Raw genomic sequence first — 18,858 nt, forward strand, 5'->3', positions numbered from 1 at the left:
ACACCCCGACTGATCAAGTGATCTATTCACTTTATGAGTCGCAGTGAGCAGTCGTTGTCCGAGCGTCTCGCGGACGACATCGTCGAGATCATCCGGGCCGAGGGCCTCGCCCCCGGGGACGCACTGGCTTCGTCACGGGAGCTGGCCCGCCGTTTCGAGGTCACCACACCCACCGTGCGGGAGGCGTTGCGGCGCCTGGAGGCCACCGGTGTGGTCGAGTTCCGGCACGGATCGGGCACCTATGTGGGACCGGGGAGCGAGCGGCGGCTTCTCGCCAACCCGCATCTCCCGCGCAGCACCCGCGCATCGGTCCTGCAACTCGTCGAAGCACGCCTGGTCATCGAACCCGCCGTCGCCGCCGAGGCCGCCCGAACCCGCGCACCCGAAGCACTCGGACAGTTGGAGACCGCCGCGTCCAACGCGCTCTACCCGCCCGAGGAATCACTGCGCCGGTCCGTGCACTTCCATGTGGCGCTCGCCGCGGCCAGCGGCAACCCGCTCCTGCGCGAGACCGTCGAGGCGCTGCTCCAGGTCCGCGCACGGGACCAGATCGAGATCCGGCACCGCTACAACGACCGTGAACGCGACCACGCGGAGCACCTGGAGATCCTCACCGCGGTACGCGAAGGCGACGCGGACGCCGCCGAACGCCTCACCCGCGACCATCTGCACGCCATCCGCGACGCCGTCCTGCGCGCCGACTTCCCCGGAAGCGGAGGCGCACGGTGAGTACGGAACACCACCGTACGGAACTCCCTTGGCGGCTCGCGGAGATGACCACCCAGGAGGCCGCAACGGCCGTGGACCGGGCGCCGATCGTGGTCATCCCGGCCGGTGCCTTCGAACAGCACGGCCCCGCCATGCCGTTGGCGACGGACACGATCCGTGCCGAACACGTCGCCGAGCGCGTGGCCCAGACGCTCGCCGGACGTGTCGTGATCGGCCCTCCCCTGCCGGTCGGCGTCTCGCCGCACCATCTCGCGTTCGCCGGGACGGTCACCCTGACCACCATCACCTTCGCCGCCGTGGTCCGCGAGTACGTGGACAGTCTGTACCGGCACGGCTGGCGGAAGATCCTCGTCCTGACCGGACACGGCGGCAACAACGCCACCCTGACCACGGTCGCCCAGGACCTGCTCACCACCCACCCCGATCTCCAGTTCGCCTGGACCCCGCTCACCGCTCTGGCGTCGGACGTGGTCGCCGACATGGCGGTCAGTGAAGTCCACGGACACAGCGGCGAGGCCGAGACGGCACAGCTGCTCCACCTGGCACCCCACCTGGTACACACCGACCGCCTCGCCGCGGGCACCACCTCCACCACCGGACTCACCCCGCTCGCCCGGCTGTCCCGCACATCCGGCCACCCCACCCTGACCGTGCGCTACGACCACCTCACCGCCAACGGTGTGCTCGGCGATCCCCGGCACGCCACAGCGCGCGACGGCCAGGCCATCGTGGACACCGCCGTCGCCCGCGTCGCCGCATTCGTCACCCAATGGCTGGACGCCTGAACCCGGGCCCCCGCCACTCCCACCCTCCGGGCCACCCCGCCGGACAGGAGCACCCTCATCCGCCTTGACGCATTCAGCCGGCCGCCGGGACGCGACCGGCGGAAGGAGCCTGCCATGAAAGGCACCACACGACTCGATTCCGACGTGCCCCTCGACGCCGACGCACCACCCGACTCCGGCGCGGCACGCGCCAGTGCCGGACGCACCCTCACCGCCGCACTCCTGACCGCGGTCACGACCCTCACCGCCCTGATCGCACCGGCTCACGCCGCCCCCGCTCCCGACCGGAGCGCCACATCGGCCCGTTCGGACGGGTGCCGCACACCGGCACCCCAACAGCCGGGCACCAGTCGCCTGAACTCCCTCACCAGCGGCGGTATCGAGCGCACCTACCAGCTTCATCTGCCCGACGGCTACACGAGTCACCGCGCCTGGCCGGTCGTCCTCGCCTTCCACGGGCGCGGCAACACCGGTGCCGGGACAGAGGAGTTCTCGAAACTCTCCACACTGCCCGCCGTCGTGGCCTACCCCAACGGCGTCATCGGCACCGGCGACGGCGACCGGCAGGCATGGCAGGGCGCGCCCTACGCCGCGCCCGGCGTGGACGACGTCGCCTTCACCGCCGACCTGCTCACCGCACTCGAAGACACCCTGTGCGTCGACACCCGACGCGTCTACGCGACAGGGAAGTCCAACGGCGCCGGATTCACCGGCCTGTTGGCCTGCCGCATGGCCGACCGCATCACCGCCGTCGCCCCCGTGGCCGGCGCCTTCTACCCCGAGACCGGCGCCGACTGCCGACCGACCCGGCCCGTACCGGTCATCGACTTCCACGGCACCGGCGACGCGACCATCCCGTACACCGGCGACGAGGACCGGGGTCTGCCCGCCGTGCCCGACTGGGTCGCCGCCTGGGCTCGCAGGGACGGCTGCGCCGCGCGCCTGCCCGACCGGGTGACCGAACCCGACATCACCGTCTCCCGCTGGGTGGGCTGTGCCAACGGAACGCAGGTCCGGCACATCGCGGTCACCGGAGGCGGCCACACCTGGCCGGGCGCCGACAGCTACAGCGGCGGTGGCTACACCACGCAGACCATCGAGGCGCACGAGGTCCTGTGGCAGTTCGTGAAGAACTACAAACTGCCGCTCTCCCCACGGCACTGAGTCCCGCCCGCACCCCAGCAGGCCCCCCGGGCACCCCCAGCTCTTTTCCTTCCCACACGCCCGCTTCCGCGCGGGCGCCCACCTCGTTCGGAGCCGTCATGTCCGTCCCCAGCCCCGCGAGACCACAGGCGTCGCCCCAGCCGCCCGAGCCCCAACTACCCCGCATCGTGCGGGCGATGGCCGTGATCGAACGCGCGGGCAACGCCCTTCCGCACCCGTTCTGGCTGTTCTGGATCCTTTCCGGGGTCCTCGCCGTCGCGAGCGCCGTCCTGGCCGCGCTCGACGTGGACGTCATCTCTCCCGAGGACGGCAAGACCGTCGCCGTACAGAACCTGCTCAGCGGCGACGGTCTCGCGATGGCCGTCTCCACGATGATCAGCAACTTCGCCTCGTTTCCGCCGATGGCGACGATCGTCGTGGTCATCATGGGTGTCGCCGTGGCCGAACGCAGCGGATTCCTCGCCGCGTTGATGAAGGTCGGCGTCTCCCGTGTGCCCGCGTCCTGGGTCGTGTTCGCCGTCGCCTTCGCCGGTACGGTCGCCCATGTCGCGTCCGCCGCCGCGTACATCATCCTCGTCCCTCTCGGCGGGCTGGCGTTCCGCGCGGTGGGGCGTTCGCCGATCCTCGGCATCGTCGTCGCCTACACCGCCATCGCCTCCGGCTACGACGCCAGCCCGATCCCCACGCCCAACGACGCGATCTTCGCCGGGATCACCACGGCCGCCGCGAAGATAGCCGGGGGAGAGGACGCCTATGTCTCCCCGCTCAGCAACTGGTTCTTCAACATCGCGTCCTCCCTCGTGCTGGCCGCCGTCATCACCCTCGTCACCCGCTTCGTCCTCAGCAAGCGGCCCGATCTCGACCCCGACCCGGACGCCGACCTGGAGGACATCGGCGCGCTCCACCTCAGCGACCGGGAACGCTCGGCACTGCGCCGCGCCGTGACCGCCCTCGTCGTCGCGCTCGTGGCGCTGACCGCCGTGGTGCTTCCGCACTCCTCACCCCTGCGTGGTGAGGGCGGCAGCATCGTCGAGTCCCCGCTCCTCGACGGCATCGCGGTTGTCGTCGCCGTCCTGTTCGCGCTCGTCGGTGTCGTCTACGGAGCGTCGGCGGGCTCGGTCGCCAAGCCCGCCGACGTACCGAAGCTGATGGTCGAGGGCGTCAAGCAGATGGCGCCGGTGCTCGTGCTGTTCTTCGCCATCGCGCAGTTCCTCGCCTACTTCGACTGGACCCGCATCGGCGATGTCGTGGCCGTCGAAGCGGCGCAGGCGCTACGGCACAGCGGCATGCCGATCCTGGTCGTCTTCCTGCTGATCCTGCTGCTGCTGACCTTGGTCAACATCATGGTCACCAGCGGTTCCGCCATGTGGGCCCTCGCGGCACCGGTCCTGGTGCCCATGCTGATGCTCGTCCAGGTCCCGGCCGAGACCACGCAGGCACTGTTCCGGATCGCCGACTCGGGCTCGACCGCCATCACGCCCATGAGCCCGTACTTCGTGATGGCGCTCGGCTTCCTTCAGCGGTACCGGAAGAGCGCGGGAATCGGCACCCTCACCTCGTACACCCTGCCCCTGGCCGTCGCGATGACCACCGCCTGGACCCTGCTGTTCCTGGTCTGGTGGAGCCTCGGCATTCCCCTCGGTCCGGGAGCGCCGGTCCGCTGAACCGGCCGCCCGCCGGACCGGGCAGCCGTGTCCTGGCGGGCCGTCCCCGGAGGCCGGGGGCTACGCCGCCCTGTGGCCCACCCCGACGGCGCTGACCGCCCCATGAAAGGCTGGATGATTCCCGAGGCGCTGTACGTAGGCGCGGAGACCGGCGTACGAGGAGACGGTGTGGGTCGCGTCGAGGTGGACGAGTGCCACCCAGAGATCCACATCGGCGGCCGTCAGCTTGTCGCCCAACACGTAGGCCGCGTCGGCCAGTTGACGGTTCAGTAGATCCAGCGTCGCCGATACGCGCTCCGGTCGGGCGGCGGTCGGAGTGACGTCACGGTCGAGGAGGTCGCGCAGGGCATCGATCTCGGAGGCAAGGGCCGGCGGGCGCAGTGGGGTGATGCGCGGGTCAGCGCCGTCGCCGTTCCCGTCGAAGGCCAGGCCGTCGAGGTCACGGAGGATATCGGGTGTGTGGTTGCTGACGACGCGTCCGCTCCATCGGTCGCACAGCGCGGGCGCGGTCAGCGGACCGTCGTAGTGGTGCCACGTGGCCTCGTACGCGCGGCGCAGCGAGGCGAACGCGTCGGGTGTGTCGGCGGGCCCGGCGAGGACCGTGGTGGCGACGGACTTCTTCAGGCCGAGCAGGTCCAGCGTGATCGAGACACGCAACGAGCGCGGACAACTCGCCGACAGATAAAGGAGATAGCGGTGGGGTGCCGGGTAGAAGCCGCCGGCGAGACCGACGCCGATGCGGCCACGGAAACGGTGCGGGCGGGACGAGAGGGCCGCCACGCTGGAACAACGCGAAACTGTCTCGGTCATGACTCTCCCAGGAAAGAACAAGGAAGCCCCGTCCGCCATTTGACTTCATCGGCGGAGGAACGGAGTGACTGCGCCTGTGTGTTGGGCCTCTTACGCCAAGTCGGGCTCTCTTGGGCTCGAACCCAACCGCACTAGTAGGCGCTGGAGACGCGCGACAGATCGATGTGCAGGCGCCTCGTCAGACAGTTCCAGGGCGATTCCATGTCCACCGGTCCCACATCCGGGGCTCGCGAGTCGCGAGACCACGCTTGCCCCGCCGCTGCGACGGGACCCGGTCGTCACCCGGGGCACCCCGTCGCGGTGGAAGGGTTGCCTGCCAGCGGGCCGGGGCCGATGACCGCACGAGCAGGCGAACCTGCCCGGAGGGCGCTGACAATCGTGACCGTCCCCGCCAGTGTCATCGCGCTCCGTGAAGTCGTCAAGAAGGTGCCGTCCGCAGTCTCACGACGTGGTCACCCGGGCATTGGCCGAGACTCTGCGGAGCAGCGGACTCCGGATCTCGGGGAGCACACCATCGCCCGGGGCCGCGCCCAGGTACGGATGTATCACGACCCGCTGGCCACCGTCCGCGAGTGGCGCGAACTCGCCGCCGCCAACAAGTAGTCCATCCGGGACCTGGTCATCGAGACCGGCAACTGGCAGAACTTCGTCGGCTCCCCGGCCACCGTCGCCGCCACCATCAACGACTTCGTCCAGGCCGACGCCGCCGATGGCTTCATCCTCAGCCGGCACCACCCGGAGCGGCGGCTTCCAGGGCGTCGACGCTGCCGGACATGATCGTCCGTACATGATCCGTGATGTGCTGGATCGGCCAGTCCCACCAGGCCACGTCCAACAGCCGGGCGATGTCCGTGTCGTCGTAGCGGTGGCGGATCACCTTGGCCGGATTGCCGCCCACGATCGCGTAGTCGGGAACGTCGTCCACGACGACCGAACCGGACGCGACGACCGCGCCGTGCCCGATCCGTACGCCCGGCATGACCATGGCCCGGTAGCCGAACCAGACGTCGTTGCCCACCACCGTGTCACCCCGGCCGGGCAGGCCGGTGATCAGGTCGAAGTGCTCCGACCAGGAGCCGCCCATGATGGGGAAGGGGAAGGTGGAAGGGCCGTCCATACGGTGGTTGGCGCCGTTCATGATGAACCGCACGCCCTCGCCCAGCGCGCAGAACTTCCCGATGACCAGCTTCTCCGGCCCGTAGTGATACAGAACGTTGCGGGTCTCGAAGGTCGTCGGATCGTCCGGGTCGTCGTAGTACGAGAACTCACCGACCTCGATCAACGGCGAGGTGACGAGGGGCCGCAACAGCACCACACGCGTCTGGTCGGGCATGGGGTGCACCACGGTCGGATCAGCGGGAACACCGGACATCACGCATCGACTCCCTCACCTTCGCGAACAGAACCGATGCATGATCGCAAACCACCGAGCGGCGGGCGACCCGATTTTCCCGGGTCGCTCAGTGCGGCTCACGACAGCGGCCTACGACAGACCCGGAGTGAGGGGAACCACCCACGGGCGGCGGGACGCCTGGCGGAGTACGAGGATCGTGGAGCGGAGCACCTGTTCCTTCACCCGGGCTGCCGGGCGGCCGGTGAGGAAGCGGTCGTGCGGGCTGTCGTCCGCGCGGACGAACTGGACGAGCCCGTCGTGGCGGCCCAGGCTCACACACTGGATAAGGAAGCGGAAGCTCAGCGGGCGCGGATCCCTGCCACGGAACTCCGAGATGAGCGACGAGGCGACGTGCGAGCCCGTGGGGAGGGCGGTCGCGCAGGCCATGCGCAAAGTGCCGGCCTTCGATGACCTGGCCGCCGCCGCGTCGCCCGCGACGTAGACCTCCGGGTGGGAGACCGAGCGCAGCGCGCCGTCGACCTCGATACGGCCGGTGGCGTCGAGCGTGAAGTGGGCCTCGGCGGCGAGTTCGGTGTTCGGGACCATCGACGCTGCCCACACGACCTCGTCCGCGTCGATGTCGTCGGCGTGGGCGATGTGCTGTTCCTCCTCGATCCGTACACCCCGTGCGGTCAGCACCGTGCGGACATGGTGCCGGCCACCCGCGGAAAGCCCGCCGCCGATCTCACCGCCCGCGTGCAGGCTGACGGCCCACCGGGGCTGGACCTCGGCGAGTTCGGCGGCGAGTTCGATCCCGGTCAGCCCGCCGCCGACGACCGCGATCCGCCCGGGGCCGTCCTGGAGTCGCTTGTACAAGGCGGCGGCGGACTCGACGGTGTGCGCGCGTTCGCCCGCGGGCGCGGTACGGCTGCCGAGGGCGTAGACCAGCCGGTCGTAGGGAATCCGGCGGCCGTCGTCCGTGGTGACGGTCCGGGCGGCGGGATCGATCGCGGTGGCGCGCGCCGCGAGGTGCTCGATTCCGGTGGAGCGCAGAAAGCCGCCGAGCGGTCGGGTGACCTCGCGGCGCGCGTCGGCGGCGGCTTCATGGAGACGTACCCGCTCGGTGAAGCGGTCGCTGGGGTCGATGAGGGTCACCTGGGCGTGCGGGGCCAGCCGGAGCGCGGCCATGAGCCCCGCGTAGCCCGCCCCGAGAACCACGGCCCGTACGTGCTGCCTGCTGTTCGTCATCGTCATGCAAGGGGGACGACGCAGCCCCCGCGAGTGTGACAGTGCCGCCGGTCACACCCCCGTACCGCCGCCGAAATCCAGATGACGCAGCTTGTCCGGATTGATCACGGCGTTGATCTCGGCGATACGTCCACCGTCCACCGTGAACGCGAACACCATGCCCCGCGCTCCCACCGCGCCCCCGGGCAGCGAGCCCGCCGGTGCGGAGAGGACCACGCCGGTGGCGCCGTTGACCTCATGTACGGCCAGCCGCACCGTCGCCAGGTCGAAGCTCCGCAGGAGGCCCTGTACGAAGCGGGCGACCTTGTCCTGGCCGACGACGGGCAACCGCGCCGCCGTGACCTTGCCGCCGCCGTCCGATCGCCAGACCACATCAGGGTGCAGGATCTCCAGAAGCGCTTCGAGGTCACCGCCCATGACGGCCGCGAGGAACGCCTCCACGGCCCGCCGGTGCTCATCGGGGTCGACGCTCCTGCGTGGTGCCTCGGCACGGACATGGCGACGGGCCCGGGAGGCCAACTGCCGTACGGCGTCGGGGGTGCGGCCGACGACCTCCGCGATCTCCGGGAACGGCACGGCGAACACGTCGTGCAGGATGAACGCCGTCCGCTCGGCGGGAGTGAGCCGCTCCAGGACGGTCAGCATCGCCATCCCGACCGATTCGTCGAGCGTCACCCGGTCCTCGGGACCGGCGTCCGTGAGCACCGGCTCCGGCAGCCAGGGGCCGATGTACGACTCGCGGCGGGCGCGGGCGGAACCGAGCTGGTCGTAGCAGATCCGGCTGATGACCGTCGTCAGATAGGCGCGCGGGTCGATCACATCGCCGTCCGGCAGCCCCTGCCATCGCAGCCATGTCTCCTGTACGGCGTCATCGGCGTCGGCGACCGAGCCGGTGATGCGGTACGCGATGCCCCACAGCCGGTCGGACTGCTGCTCGAACAGGGACAGCTCTGCCATGGTCCGGTACTCCCTTTGGTCCGCTCGTACGTCTCCTCGGAGGTGAGACGGCGCGGAGGGCCCGAATGTGACATTCGGGGCCACGGCTGTGTCATCCAGGATCGTGGATCAGTCCCGGATGTCCTGGAGCAGCCACTCCTGGGGGATCTCATGGCCGAGTCCGCGCTCGCGGGCGTGTTCGTAGACGACCGCGGCGACGGCGTGGAACTGGGCGCCCTGGATGTTGCCGCGCTCCGAGAACGTCACCTGCCGGTCGTCGTCGCGCGCCCGCGCGCGGCCCGCGAGGACGGCGTCGAGGTGGACGACAGGGGCGTCGCGCGGTGGATGCCGGCGGCCCCGATCGGGTGTGTGGCGCTGCCAGACGGGAGCGTCCGGCTGCGCCCGGTAGGTCACGAACTCGTCCTTGGTCGCCCGTGACGGCAACGCGTCGGGCACGCCGGCGGTGCCGAGTCGCAGCCACACGTCGAAGCGGTCCAGCGCCTCGGCGTCGGGGCGCCCGCCGATGTACGTCACATGCGTGCCGGGGTGCAGCCGGCGTCCGAGGACGACATCGCCGACCGCGTCCGTGCAGCCCGCCACGATGTCGGCCCCCTCATGCACCGCGTCCGGTGTGTCGAGCGCCACCACCTCGATACCGTGCCGTTCGCTCATTTCGGCGGCGAACCGTTCACGATGGGCCCGGGTCGGGCTGTAGACCTGCACCCGCTCCAGCGGTCGTACGGTGAGGAACGCTTCGACGTGGCTGCGCGCCACGCCGCCGGAACCGAACAGGCCCAGGACACGGGCGTCCTCGCGGGCGCCCAGCCCCGCCCCGATCGCCGAGTCGGCGCCCACCCGCAGGTGTTGGACGACTCCGTCGTTGAGGAGTGCCAGCGGCTCACCGGTACGGGCGTCGAGCAGGAGGATCAGTCCGCAGAACGCGCCCGGCCGCACGCAGTATTTCCCCTGGGTCCGGGCACCCGGGGGACCGGTCTCGGTGAGTACGTCGGACTTCATTCGGACGGCGACATAGCCGCTGCGGGCGGAGCCGCCCTCCATGGTGCCCCACTGGTACACGCGCTCGTCGTCCACCGGCAGGCAGAGGTCGATGATGGGGCGGCACACGCCGACGCCGGTGGCCAGGTCACGGTAGGACTGCTCCAGCGCGCGCACGACATCGGGCATGGTGAGAACGGCCGATGTCACCTCGTTGTTGAGAAAGAGCACGTTCTCCTCCTGTCGGACCGCGCGCCCGGCGAGTTGGGGCGGCGCCGGGGTCGTGGATCAGGTGCGCAGCGGCACGGGCGGGCCTTCGTGCTCGGCGCGTGCCGCGAGGTGGCGCCACATCGCCGATACGTTGAACGCCGGTCCCAGATCGGGGAGTTCGGCGATGTCCTCGTCGGGAATCGCGCGCAGCGGGGCGCCGGTGGCGGCGACGGCGAGCATGGTCCGCGCCAGCGAGTTCACGGCGAGTGCCCGGGTGACGGCCTGCGCGACGGCATGGGCCGGATCGCCCTCGCCGACCGCGACGAGGCCGTGGCCCCGGAGTACGACGACGGGCCGGGCCCCGAGGCAGGTCACCATCTGCTCGGCGAGGTCCCGGCGGCGCACCAGGGCGGAGCGGTGCCAGACGGGGATGCCCTCGTGGGCGAGGCGGGCGGCCGGTATGTCGTACGAGCCCACCAGGGGGAGCCAGGGGAGACCGGCGACGGAAGCGGCGACCACGGCGGGCGGGTGGGCGTGGACGACGGCGGTGACTTCGGGGCGGGACCGCAACACCTCGCTGTGGATGAGGATTTCGCCCGGCGGAGCCCAGCCGGAGTGAACAGGCCCCGTGCCGTCGAGCCCGACCTCCCGCACATCGTCGACGACGGTGAAGGCGAGGCCGCGCTCCTCGGGCCTTTCATGCCCGGTGCGGAAGCCCGACGACCCGGCGTCGGGTCCTCATCGGTCCCTCCGGCACCTTGGCTGCCACCCTTCAATCCGCGAGCCGGCGGCAGCAACGCAGCCGGAGCTGGAGCTGTCAGGCCGTTCGCCGCAAGGTGACCATCGCGGCATCGTCCACGAGACGGGTGCCCACATGGCGCAGCAGATCGTCCTGCAAGGCGTCCAGCACCTCATCCGAATCGGACGAGACCCACTGGGTGAGCCGGTCCTCCAGGGGATAGAAGCGGCCGGCCGCGTTCCGCGCCTCGATCACGCCGTCCGTGTAGAGCAGCAGCGTGTCGCCGAACGCCAGATCGTACGTATCCACGTGCTGTGTGCCCCCGCACAGATCCCCGAGCCCCAGCGGCAGCGAGGGCTCCCGGGGTTCGAGCCGCATGACGCCGCCCTGGTGGATGAGCAGCGGCGGCGGATGGCCCCGGTTGGCGATCCGGACCACGGCTTCGCCCTCCAGAAATTCCACGATCACCGCGGTGACGAACCCTTCCATCGCTCGGCGTACGGCGGCGGAGTCCACGGAGTCCGGAGCACCGTCGGCTTCGGCGTCCTGCGCGTCGGTGAGATCCTCGCGAAGACTGCGATCGAGGAAGTCGGGCAGCTCGGCCAGTGCCGTGCCGTTCTTGGCCGCGTGCCGGAAGGCGCGCAGCAGATAGCCGACCATCTCGACCGCGGCCAGCCCTTTCCCCTGTACATCGCCGAGCAGGACACGGACGCCGCGTTCCGTGGAAACCGCGGCGTACACATCGCCGCCGATGGTGGCTCCCTCCTCCGCCGCGATGTACACGGAAGAGATCGCCACGGGGCCGAGCTGCCGGGGAAGAGGCCGCAGCAGCAGACTCTGGGCGGTCTCGGCGACCCAGCGTGTCTGGGCCAATTCGCGTTCACGCCGCTGCCGAACCGAGGCGCTCACCACGGCGGCGATACTGATCAGTGCCACGGTGGTCATCTGGACCGGAAAGTTCGCGACGTTCAGCTGGTGATTGTGGACCGCCGCGATGACCACACTGGGTACTGTCGCGACCACGACGAGGAAGACGTACCTCGGCGGCAGAAAGGTCGCCGAGAGTGCCGGTACGGCTACCAACAGTCCCCCGATCCGGATCGTCGGACCTGTCAGTAGGTCGAATGCCAGCAGCGAGAACAGGCAGATGAGAGCTATCGCCAGCTTCGCGTACAGCGGGCGCGAGAGCCGCGAGAACAATCCGGACCCAGTGGTACCCACGGCACTAAAACTACGCCGAGGGCGGTGGCATCGCCTCCCTCGAATCCGATGCAGGTCAGCGAGCGGGACATGACCGGTTACGGGCGGTGGGGGACTCGGCGATCTCGATGATCCGCGGTAGGTACGTGTCGGCCTCCGCCGCTCTATTGGCACCCTGCCGTTCCACCGGCCGTGGCTCCACCGGCCCTGGCTGCACCCCCTCTACCCCTCCAGCGCGGCGATCTGCTCCAGTCGGCGCGCATGTACCCCGCCCTTGAATTCCGTCTCCAACCAGACCGCCACGATTTCCTCCGCCGTCTCAGGCCCCAGTACCTTCGCCGCGAGGACGAGCACGTTGGAGTCGTTGTTGCCGCGTGAGATCCGGGTGCTCCAGATGTCGTGGCACAGCCCGGCCCGTATGCCCCGGATCTTGTTGCAGGCGATGGTCTCGCCCAGCCCGCTTCCGCCGAGGACGATTCATCGGTCCGCCGCTCCTTCGAGCACTCGCCGACGGACGTCGGCACACAGTGGTGGGTAGTCCACCACCTCGCCGGTGTAGCCGCCCCGGTCGTCGACGGTGTGTCCGCGCGAGGCGAGCCATGTCGTGAGCCGTGCCTTCAGGGCGAATCCGTTGTGGTCGGCGGCGATGGCGATACGCATGGGCACCCCTTGTTCGGGAGGGTCGCGAGGGTTGGGGAATGTGGGGAGGGTCGGGAGAATCGGGAGGGTCGAGCGGGGAGTGGGTGGGCGGGGTAGCAGCACCAGGGGAATGACCTTCGGCCGATCCGGTCGCAGGCGCTTTCGGCGAACAACGACTGGCTCGGGACTCCAACTTGCCCAGTTCCGCCAGCACTTCGGGCGTCGGTTCCCACTGAATCGGCCCCGACACCAGGCCACGGGCGGCAGCGGTCATGTGATAGCGGGCCGCCAACTCCTTGACGGCGTGGGCGTATTCGGCGTAGGCGGACAGAGGGTGCTCGGTGTGTCAGGAGCCGTTGCCCGGGACGTCGTCTGGCCTGCCGCCTGGCGTCCGGCTGCCCGGTCGTCGTCCTCCCGATGACGTAGGGGAGCCGGAGCCCGACGGGGTCGGCAGGGACCCCGAGATGCCAGGATGCGCGTATGAACAGTGATCTCTTCTCCAACGAGCACATGGTGGCACCCGCGACCGCCGTCGGGATGACCTTGCAGAACTCGAAGTCCATCCGCTACGCGGTCAACGGCGAGATGCGCGCCCGCCAGGGAGCGATGGTCGCCTACCGGGGCAACTTGCAGTTCGAACGCAAGGGTCAGGGAGTGGGCGGCATGCTCAAGCGGGCCGTCACCGGCGAGGGCTTGCCGCTGATGACGGTCCGCGGCCAGGGCGAGGCATGGTTCGCGCACGAGGCGCAGAGCTGTTTCATCGTCGACATAGTCCAGGGCGACCTGCTGACCGTGAACGGCCGCAACGTCCTGTGTTTCGACGCGACACTCTCGTACGAGATAAAGACGGTGAAGGGTGCCGGCATGACCGGCGGCGGCCTGTTCAACAGCGTCTTCAGCGGCTACGGCAGGCTGGGCCTGATCTGCGAGGGCAGCCCCCTGGTGATCCCGGTGACCGCGCAGCAGCCGGTGTACGTCGACACCGACGCGGTGGTGGGCTGGACGGCACACCTCCAGACGTCACTGCACCGTTCACAGTCGGTCGGTTCGATGATTCGTGGCGGTTCCGGCGAGGCGGTGCAGCTGATGTTGCAGGGCGAGGGGCATGTGATCGTACGGCCGAGTGAGGTGACCCCGCAGAAGGCCCAGTAGGACCACCTTGGCACCCTCGGCACCCTTGGCATCCTGGCATCCGGCGCATCTTGTGCGCGTCGGCTGTCGGGCCCGCGGGTCCCACCAGGCCCGCCTACGCGAGGAGATACGCGACCGGCGTGGCCGCACCGAGCGCCGCCCCGGCAAGGGTCTGCGCGGGGGAGTGGTAGGCGAGTGCGACCCGTGACCAACACACGGCCGTCACCAGCACATATCCGACGGCCCACCACACGGTGTGCACGGTGGCGAGCAGGGACACGGTCGCCGAGGCCACGGCGGCGTCGACGCTGATCTTCCACACCGTGTTCACGGCGAGCAGGATCACGGTCATGCACCACAAGCCCAGCATGGTCGCCAGAATGCCCACAGGTGCCCCGCCGATGGCCATGACAGTCGCACCGGTGCCGACGGACCCGAGGATGACGAAGAAGATCGGGGCACGCTGGGTCCGGTCGACCACGTGCCGGTCGCCGAACGTCCCACGGCGCCGCTCCCGTTCGATGTAGGCCGCCGGCACGATCCCCGCACACAGCGCGCCGAGCAGCCCCCACAGAGCACCGCTCCAGTGCCCGGCAGCCGCAAGACCGATACCGGTCATCCCGGCGAGCAACACATTGCGAGGCTGGAACAGATCGGTCACGCGACGGGCAACACGACGCACATTGTCTTTGTCGCCCGATTCGCCCCCACCGGTATCGGCGTCGAGGCGGTGCGATGCGGCGGCGCTGTCCCGGACGGTACTCATGAACACCCAGCCTACGCACCGCACCACGGCCAACAGCCTTCAGGTCCATACCCGTTCCGACACCGCCAGCAGGGAGAATCCACCCACGGAGGCGGAAAAGGGGGAGGGGGCGGGACATGCCTGCCCAGGTGTTCGTAGGCTCCTGCCATGAACAACGAGGGCGCACCCCCGCGGGTGATCGACGGCCGCTTCGAACTGGTGAAACGCCTGGGCGGCGGCGGCATGGGAACCGTGTGGCGGGCACACGACCAGATCCTGCACCGGGACGTCGCCGTCAAGGAGGTCCGCCCTCCGGACGCCGCACTGGCCGAGTACGACCCCGAGGCGGCCCGCACCCTGCGCGAACGCGTACTGCGCGAGGCCCGCGCCCTGGCCCGCATCGACCACCCCAACGTCGTCACCATCCACCACATCGTCGACGCGGGCCCCGGCACGTACCCGTGGATAGTGATGGAACTCGTCCCCGGGGGCTCCCTCCAGGACCGCCTGGCCGAGGGCCCGCTCGCCGTGGCCGACGCCGCCCGCCTGGGCAGCGGCATCCTCTCCGCCCTGGGCGCCGCACACGCCGCCGGCATCGAACACCGCGACGTCAAACCCGCCAACGTCCTCCTGCGCCCCGACGGCCGCCCGGTCCTGACCGACTTCGGGATCGCCGCCGTACGCGAATCGACCAGCCTCACCGCCACCGGCGCCGTCATCGGCTCACCCGACTACATGGCGCCCGAACGCATCAGCGGCGCGGAAGGCGGTCCCGCCTCCGACCTGTGGTCCCTGGCCATGCTTCTGTACGTCGCGGTGGAGGGCCACCACCCCCTGCGCCGGGCCAGCACCCTCGCCACCCTGGCCGCCGTCCTCAGCGAAGACGTACCGCCCCCGCAGAAGGCCGGTCCCCTGACGGGCCTCCTGACCGCCCTGCTGGTCCGCGACCCCGCCACTCGCCCGGACGCCGCGGCGGTCGACCGCATGCTCACCGAGGCGGCAGTCACCTCGACACACCAGCAAGCCCCCGCTCCCGTACCGCCGGCGCCCCCCGCCGCGCAGGACATCACCCCATCCGAGCCGTCATCGTCGCCGAGTGTCGGTACCCCGACCCCACCACCCCGGCCGACTCACACCTCGTACCACCTGGCACCCCCCGAAGACCGTGTCCCGGACGGAGTCCCGCACGGAGCCCCGGACATCACCCCGCCCCCACCCCCGCCAGGCACGGCGACCACGGCGGGCGCGGGATTCACCGGCGCGAGAAGCCAGGCCCGCCGGGCACGGGCCACCACCATTGCCGCCTCTCTCCTGGGCACCGCACTTACGGGCGTCCTGGTGTGGACGTTGCTGCCCGCACCCGACGACAACTCCAACTCCGGTTCACCGGGGTCGAGTACGGGCCCCTCAACCAGCCCGTCCCCGTCCGGCAGAACAACTACGGCGCCCCCCAACGACAAGTCCGACGACACACCTGAGGACACAACTGACGGAAAGAAGAAGGACCAGGGAAGCAAGGAGGACTTCCTGTCCCCCGTCGGACTCCGCCACGTCATCAAACAACTCGCCACCGTCATGGACACCACGCGCGTAACCAGCTTCTCCATCTACGACACCCATGTGTCCGCGGATGCGGTGATCAAAGGCAGCAACAATCGCTACGACCGCTACGTCTACCGTGCCGAGGCCGGCGCCACCCGCGATGGAGCCGGCGGCACCCTCATCGGCGGCGTCTCCCCTGTGGACCTCGCCGACTTCGACTGGGATGCCCTGCCGGCCCTGTTCGAAACGGCGGACCTAACCCTCAACGTCTCCAAGCCAACCGCCCGCTACATCCTCATGAATCAGGCATTGGAACTGATCCGCTCCCAACCCACTCTCAGCATCTACGTCGCCGACGATTACGGCGCCGGCTACCTGGTGGCGGACACCAAGGGAAAGGTCATAGAAACCCACCCCCAGGACGGCTGACTGACAGAAGTGTCTAGCTCTCGCTTCCGTTCAGCGGGATCTTCGCGCTGATGGATGTTTCCAGTTCGTCCATGGTGCGGCGGAACGCGTCACCGAGGTCGATGCCGTAGCGGTGGGAGAGGATGAGCACGGACCAGAGGCAGTCGGCGAGTTCGTGCTCCAACGCGGCACGCCCGCCCGGCACTTCGCGGGCTCCCTCCTCCGCCATCACGAGCTTCGCCAGATCTCCGACATCGCCCACGAAGCCGAGCATGAACTCGTCCCGTCGCCAGACCCGTCCTCGCTGATGGCGGTTCAGTTCGTCGTAGAGGTCATGGATCCGCACGGCTCGCTTCTGCATCTCTGCGAGGTCCACAGCGCTCTCCCTTCTCAAGGTGAGGTGTCCGCGACCAGGTGGTCTCCGGGGATGCCCGCCTTGTCCGGGGCGTAGTAGTCCTTGATCCCCTCCGCCCAGGTCTCCACCCGGATACGGTCGTCAGCCGTGGGACCGAAGGCGTTGAACAGCGCGTCGATGTTGGCTCGTTCGAAGCCGATCGCCGTCATCAGGGCCACGAACAACGGCCGCTCGATGAGACCGTCGCCGTCCGGGTCCCCGAGCGTGGAAAGGGCTTCGGCGAACGCGGCGATCGTCGTGTCGAACCGCTGCGGCGAGAGGACGCAGGCCGTGTACGCCTCGAAGCCGATCACTTCCTCGCCGTCGTCCTCCAACTCGGTGAGCAGCGTGGTCCAGTACTGCTGGAACGCGGCACGCATCGCTTCCTTGGCGGCCGGTCCGGAGTCGACCGCGACCTCGATGACGTGATGGCCCATGAGAGCGAAGTCATCGGCGTCGAGAACGCCGTTACCGTTGGCGTCGAGCAATGAGAACACGAGCGCGACCCTCTTGGAGGCTTCAGGGCGCATGACGGCCACCTTTCTGTAGGCGATTCCCGGCGTACGGAGCCTCCGTGCAGGGCATCGCACGGACACCCGCACACCAGGCAGGGCAGTACCGGACCTGGCGGTCCGCGCGCCGGATGACTGTCCCCGCCACGTCCCCCATACACGCACAAGTCCTACCTGTAGCGGGAAGGGCTGAACTGTCCTGATTCCCGGGCGGGTTGGAGTGCGGGTGTGCAGGAGTGGGCACGCATGCGCACCGCCCGGCGTGGACACCGCCCTACGTCACCCTGAATGGGACGGGTCCTCCACCGCCGCACTCAAGCCCGAGCCCCACCGCCAGAAGGCGATGGGGCCACGGTGGGTCAGAGTTCTCCGTACGGGTTCCGGGTTCACCACAAGACGTGGAGGCGTTCGGGTACGCGCTTGATGTTGCCCGTGCGCCAGACCAACTGGTCTGCGGGCAGGGCCAGTCGCAGGGCCGGAAGGCGTTCCAGGAGCGCGGTGAGTGCTTCCGCGGCGTGCACGCGGGAGATCAGCGAGGCGGGGCAGAAGTGGGAGCCGCCGCCGAAAGCCAGGTGCGGGTTGGACGCGCGGTCGATGTCGAACCGCTCGGGGTTGTCGAACTGCTCGGGATCGAAGTTGGCCCCTTCCACACAGACGAGGACCAGTTCCCCGGCGCGGACCACGACGTCCCCCACCTGTACGTCACGGAGCGCGATCCGGGGCAGCCCGTCACCGATGGACAGGGTGCAACGCAGCAGTTCCTCCACCGCGTTGGGCATCAGCTCGGGGTTCTCGCGAAGACGTTCCATCGCCTCCGGGTGGCGTACAAGGGTGAGCACGGCGTGCAGCAGGAACACATACGTGCTCATCGCGCCGGCCCCGAACAGGGAGGTGACCACGGCCGCGAGCATCTCGTCGGTCAAGGCACCGCCGTCACGGGTCGGATCGTCCCGCAGCTCGCACAGCCTCCGGATCAGGCCCCGCTGGGATTCCCGGTCGGCGCGGACCTGCCGCAGGACGTAGGCGTAGTCCTTGTCCCAGTTGGCGGTGCACCCCTCGAACACGACAGGGCTGGTGACGAAGCCGAGGTCGAGTCCGGCCATGAGCCGGCGCCCGTCCTCGCGCGGCAGGCCGAGCACTTCGCAGACCATGATCGAGGCGTAGGGCTCGGCGAACCGCTCCCGCAGATCGACCGGTGAGCCTTCCTCGACCATGCTGTCGATGAGTTCGTGTGCCAGCTCGCGCATCCACTCGGCCGACGCCGGGCCGGACCGGGGGCCGAATGCCCTGAGCACCTCCTGGTGGAGACCCGCGCTGTTGACGTTGCCCATGGTGTTGACGACCTCCGGCGGGATCGTCAACGCGTACTGGCGCGGCATGCCCGGAGTGGCCGTCTCACGCAGGCTGAAGTGTTCGCCGTCCTCAAGGACCTGCCGGGCGAGGGCGTAATTGCTGACGAGCCACGCGTCGTCGCCGGTGAGTGTCCGGACCCGGGCGATCGGGCTTTCCTGGCGCAGTTGGGCGCACTCGGCGGGCACGACGTCGCCCCGCCGGGACAGCGGCCACTCGACCGGCGCGTAGGCCCGGTCGGTCCGGTGGGTCTGGTCGGCCCGGTCGGCCCCGTCGGCCTGGTCGGTGTGGGGGCATGTGGTGGGTGGTGATGGCATGGAGGA

Annotated in this window: 17 protein-coding genes, 2 pseudogenes and 1 riboswitch; of the genes and pseudogenes, 7 read left to right on the forward strand and 12 right to left on the reverse strand. The window is 69.6% G+C overall.

Annotated elements, in window-relative coordinates:
- Positions 1–33 precede the first annotated feature (33 nt).
- The 4 genes from ACFVT5_RS09445 (at position 34) to ACFVT5_RS09460 (ending at position 4,342) form a co-directional block, all read left to right on the forward strand.
- Positions 34–729 carry a FadR/GntR family transcriptional regulator gene (locus ACFVT5_RS09445; RefSeq protein ID WP_389883401.1) on the forward strand — a complete coding sequence of 232 codons (696 nt, stop codon included), beginning with the start codon at positions 34–36 and terminating at the stop codon, positions 727–729.
- A complete protein-coding gene (locus ACFVT5_RS09450; RefSeq protein ID WP_389883403.1) occupies positions 726–1,514 on the forward strand; it encodes a creatininase family protein in 789 nt (262 codons plus the stop codon). The genes ACFVT5_RS09445 and ACFVT5_RS09450 overlap by 4 nt, the downstream gene beginning before the upstream one ends.
- 114 nt (positions 1,515–1,628) lie before the next feature.
- A complete protein-coding gene (locus tag ACFVT5_RS09455) occupies positions 1,629–2,678 on the forward strand; it encodes an alpha/beta hydrolase family esterase (protein WP_389883406.1) in 1,050 nt (349 codons plus the stop codon).
- A gap of 98 nt (positions 2,679–2,776) precedes the next feature.
- The gene (locus tag ACFVT5_RS09460; protein WP_389883409.1) at positions 2,777–4,342 is read left to right on the forward strand and encodes an AbgT family transporter; all 1,566 of its coding nucleotides are present in this window, start codon (positions 2,777–2,779) and stop codon (positions 4,340–4,342) included.
- A gap of 60 nt (positions 4,343–4,402) precedes the next feature.
- Here the strand turns inward: ACFVT5_RS09460 and ACFVT5_RS09465 are convergent, their stop codons facing one another.
- Positions 4,403–5,152, reverse strand: coding sequence for a glutathione S-transferase C-terminal domain-containing protein (locus ACFVT5_RS09465; protein ID WP_389883412.1), 750 nt, complete (start codon positions 5,150–5,152; stop codon positions 4,403–4,405).
- A 239-nt stretch (positions 5,153–5,391) separates the two neighbouring features.
- A riboswitch (SAM riboswitch) is annotated at positions 5,392–5,536 on the reverse strand.
- 117 nt (positions 5,537–5,653) lie between these two features.
- Here ACFVT5_RS09465 and ACFVT5_RS09470 point away from each other — a divergent pair.
- Positions 5,654–5,884, forward strand: a pseudogene (locus tag ACFVT5_RS09470) (F420-dependent methylene-tetrahydromethanopterin reductase); the annotation flags it as partial.
- Here ACFVT5_RS09470 and ACFVT5_RS09475 read toward each other — a convergent pair.
- The 7 genes and pseudogenes from ACFVT5_RS09475 to ACFVT5_RS09505 all read right to left on the reverse strand — a co-directional run bounded on the left by ACFVT5_RS09475 (position 5,874) and on the right by ACFVT5_RS09505 (position 12,474).
- Positions 5,874–6,524 (reverse strand): CatB-related O-acetyltransferase, encoded by a 651-nt coding sequence (locus ACFVT5_RS09475; RefSeq protein ID WP_389883415.1) that lies wholly within the window; start codon positions 6,522–6,524, stop codon positions 5,874–5,876. The pseudogene ACFVT5_RS09470 and the gene ACFVT5_RS09475 sit on opposite strands and share 11 nt — an antisense overlap.
- A gap of 111 nt (positions 6,525–6,635) precedes the next feature.
- Positions 6,636–7,739 (reverse strand): NAD(P)/FAD-dependent oxidoreductase, encoded by a 1,104-nt coding sequence (locus ACFVT5_RS09480; protein ID WP_389883418.1) that lies wholly within the window; start codon positions 7,737–7,739, stop codon positions 6,636–6,638.
- Between the two features lie 45 nt (positions 7,740–7,784).
- On the reverse strand, positions 7,785–8,690 hold the full coding sequence (gene sigJ, locus ACFVT5_RS09485) for an RNA polymerase sigma factor SigJ (RefSeq protein WP_389883421.1): 906 nt from the start codon (positions 8,688–8,690) through the stop codon (positions 7,785–7,787).
- 108 nt (positions 8,691–8,798) lie between these two features.
- Positions 8,799–9,896: an ornithine cyclodeaminase family protein gene (locus tag ACFVT5_RS09490; protein WP_389883424.1), complete on the reverse strand. Its 1,098-nt coding sequence runs from the start codon at positions 9,894–9,896 to the stop codon at positions 8,799–8,801.
- 57 nt (positions 9,897–9,953) lie between these two features.
- Entirely contained in the window at positions 9,954–10,529 is a 576-nt protein-coding gene (locus tag ACFVT5_RS09495) for a class II aldolase/adducin family protein (RefSeq protein WP_389883427.1), read from the reverse strand.
- Positions 10,530–10,692: 163 nt separating this feature from the next.
- Positions 10,693–11,835, reverse strand: a complete 1,143-nt coding sequence (locus tag ACFVT5_RS09500; protein ID WP_389883430.1) for a PP2C family protein-serine/threonine phosphatase — start codon at positions 11,833–11,835, stop codon at positions 10,693–10,695.
- A gap of 201 nt (positions 11,836–12,036) precedes the next feature.
- Positions 12,037–12,474 (reverse strand): annotated as a pseudogene (locus ACFVT5_RS09505) (RpiB/LacA/LacB family sugar-phosphate isomerase).
- A 459-nt stretch (positions 12,475–12,933) separates the two neighbouring features.
- On the opposite strand from ACFVT5_RS09505, the gene ACFVT5_RS09510 reads away from it, so the two are divergent.
- Positions 12,934–13,605 (forward strand): AIM24 family protein, encoded by a 672-nt coding sequence (locus ACFVT5_RS09510; RefSeq protein ID WP_389883433.1) that lies wholly within the window; start codon positions 12,934–12,936, stop codon positions 13,603–13,605.
- Between the two features lie 94 nt (positions 13,606–13,699).
- Here ACFVT5_RS09510 and ACFVT5_RS09515 read toward each other — a convergent pair whose 3' ends face one another.
- Positions 13,700–14,350: a hypothetical protein gene (locus ACFVT5_RS09515; protein WP_389883436.1), complete on the reverse strand. Its 651-nt coding sequence runs from the start codon at positions 14,348–14,350 to the stop codon at positions 13,700–13,702.
- A 147-nt stretch (positions 14,351–14,497) separates the two neighbouring features.
- Between ACFVT5_RS09515 and ACFVT5_RS09520 the strand changes: the two genes are divergently transcribed.
- Positions 14,498–16,300 (forward strand): serine/threonine-protein kinase, encoded by a 1,803-nt coding sequence (locus ACFVT5_RS09520; protein ID WP_389883439.1) that lies wholly within the window; start codon positions 14,498–14,500, stop codon positions 16,298–16,300.
- 13 nt (positions 16,301–16,313) lie between these two features.
- Here ACFVT5_RS09520 and ACFVT5_RS09525 read toward each other — a convergent pair whose 3' ends face one another.
- From ACFVT5_RS09525 to ACFVT5_RS09535, 3 genes are all read right to left on the reverse strand, one after another.
- Complete coding sequence (locus tag ACFVT5_RS09525; RefSeq protein ID WP_389883442.1) at positions 16,314–16,655, reverse strand: MazG nucleotide pyrophosphohydrolase domain-containing protein; 342 nt, start codon at positions 16,653–16,655, stop codon at positions 16,314–16,316.
- Positions 16,656–16,669: 14 nt separating this feature from the next.
- Positions 16,670–17,203, reverse strand: a complete 534-nt coding sequence (locus tag ACFVT5_RS09530) for an EF-hand domain-containing protein (protein WP_389883445.1) — start codon at positions 17,201–17,203, stop codon at positions 16,670–16,672.
- A 368-nt stretch (positions 17,204–17,571) separates the two neighbouring features.
- Positions 17,572–18,852 (reverse strand): cytochrome P450, encoded by a 1,281-nt coding sequence (locus tag ACFVT5_RS09535; protein ID WP_389883448.1) that lies wholly within the window; start codon positions 18,850–18,852, stop codon positions 17,572–17,574.
- Positions 18,853–18,858 lie beyond the last annotated feature (6 nt).

It is taken from the genome of Streptomyces sp. NPDC058001, assembly GCF_042886315.1.
Lineage (GTDB): Bacteria > Actinomycetota > Actinomycetes > Streptomycetales > Streptomycetaceae > Streptomyces.

What these genes read in the sequence shown, in the direction of transcription:
- ACFVT5_RS09445 (WP_389883401.1), top strand. Translation starts at nt 34, where the DNA reads ATGAGTCGCAGTGAGCAGTCGTTGTCCGAGCGTCTCGCGGACGACATC.
- ACFVT5_RS09455 (WP_389883406.1), top strand. Translation starts at nt 1,629, where the DNA reads ATGAAAGGCACCACACGACTCGATTCCGACGTGCCCCTCGACGCCGAC.
- ACFVT5_RS09460 (WP_389883409.1), top strand. Translation starts at nt 2,777, where the DNA reads ATGTCCGTCCCCAGCCCCGCGAGACCACAGGCGTCGCCCCAGCCGCCC.
- ACFVT5_RS09465 (WP_389883412.1), bottom strand. Translation starts at nt 5,152, where the DNA reads ATGACCGAGACAGTTTCGCGTTGTTCCAGCGTGGCGGCCCTCTCGTCC.
- ACFVT5_RS09475 (WP_389883415.1), bottom strand. Translation starts at nt 6,524, where the DNA reads ATGTCCGGTGTTCCCGCTGATCCGACCGTGGTGCACCCCATGCCCGAC.
- ACFVT5_RS09480 (WP_389883418.1), bottom strand. Translation starts at nt 7,739, where the DNA reads ATGACGATGACGAACAGCAGGCAGCACGTACGGGCCGTGGTTCTCGGG.
- sigJ (WP_389883421.1), bottom strand. Translation starts at nt 8,690, where the DNA reads ATGGCAGAGCTGTCCCTGTTCGAGCAGCAGTCCGACCGGCTGTGGGGC.
- ACFVT5_RS09510 (WP_389883433.1), top strand. Translation starts at nt 12,934, where the DNA reads ATGAACAGTGATCTCTTCTCCAACGAGCACATGGTGGCACCCGCGACC.
- ACFVT5_RS09515 (WP_389883436.1), bottom strand. Translation starts at nt 14,350, where the DNA reads ATGAGTACCGTCCGGGACAGCGCCGCCGCATCGCACCGCCTCGACGCC.
- ACFVT5_RS09520 (WP_389883439.1), top strand. Translation starts at nt 14,498, where the DNA reads ATGAACAACGAGGGCGCACCCCCGCGGGTGATCGACGGCCGCTTCGAA.
- ACFVT5_RS09530 (WP_389883445.1), bottom strand. Translation starts at nt 17,203, where the DNA reads ATGCGCCCTGAAGCCTCCAAGAGGGTCGCGCTCGTGTTCTCATTGCTC.
- ACFVT5_RS09535 (WP_389883448.1), bottom strand. Translation starts at nt 18,852, where the DNA reads ATGCCATCACCACCCACCACATGCCCCCACACCGACCAGGCCGACGGG.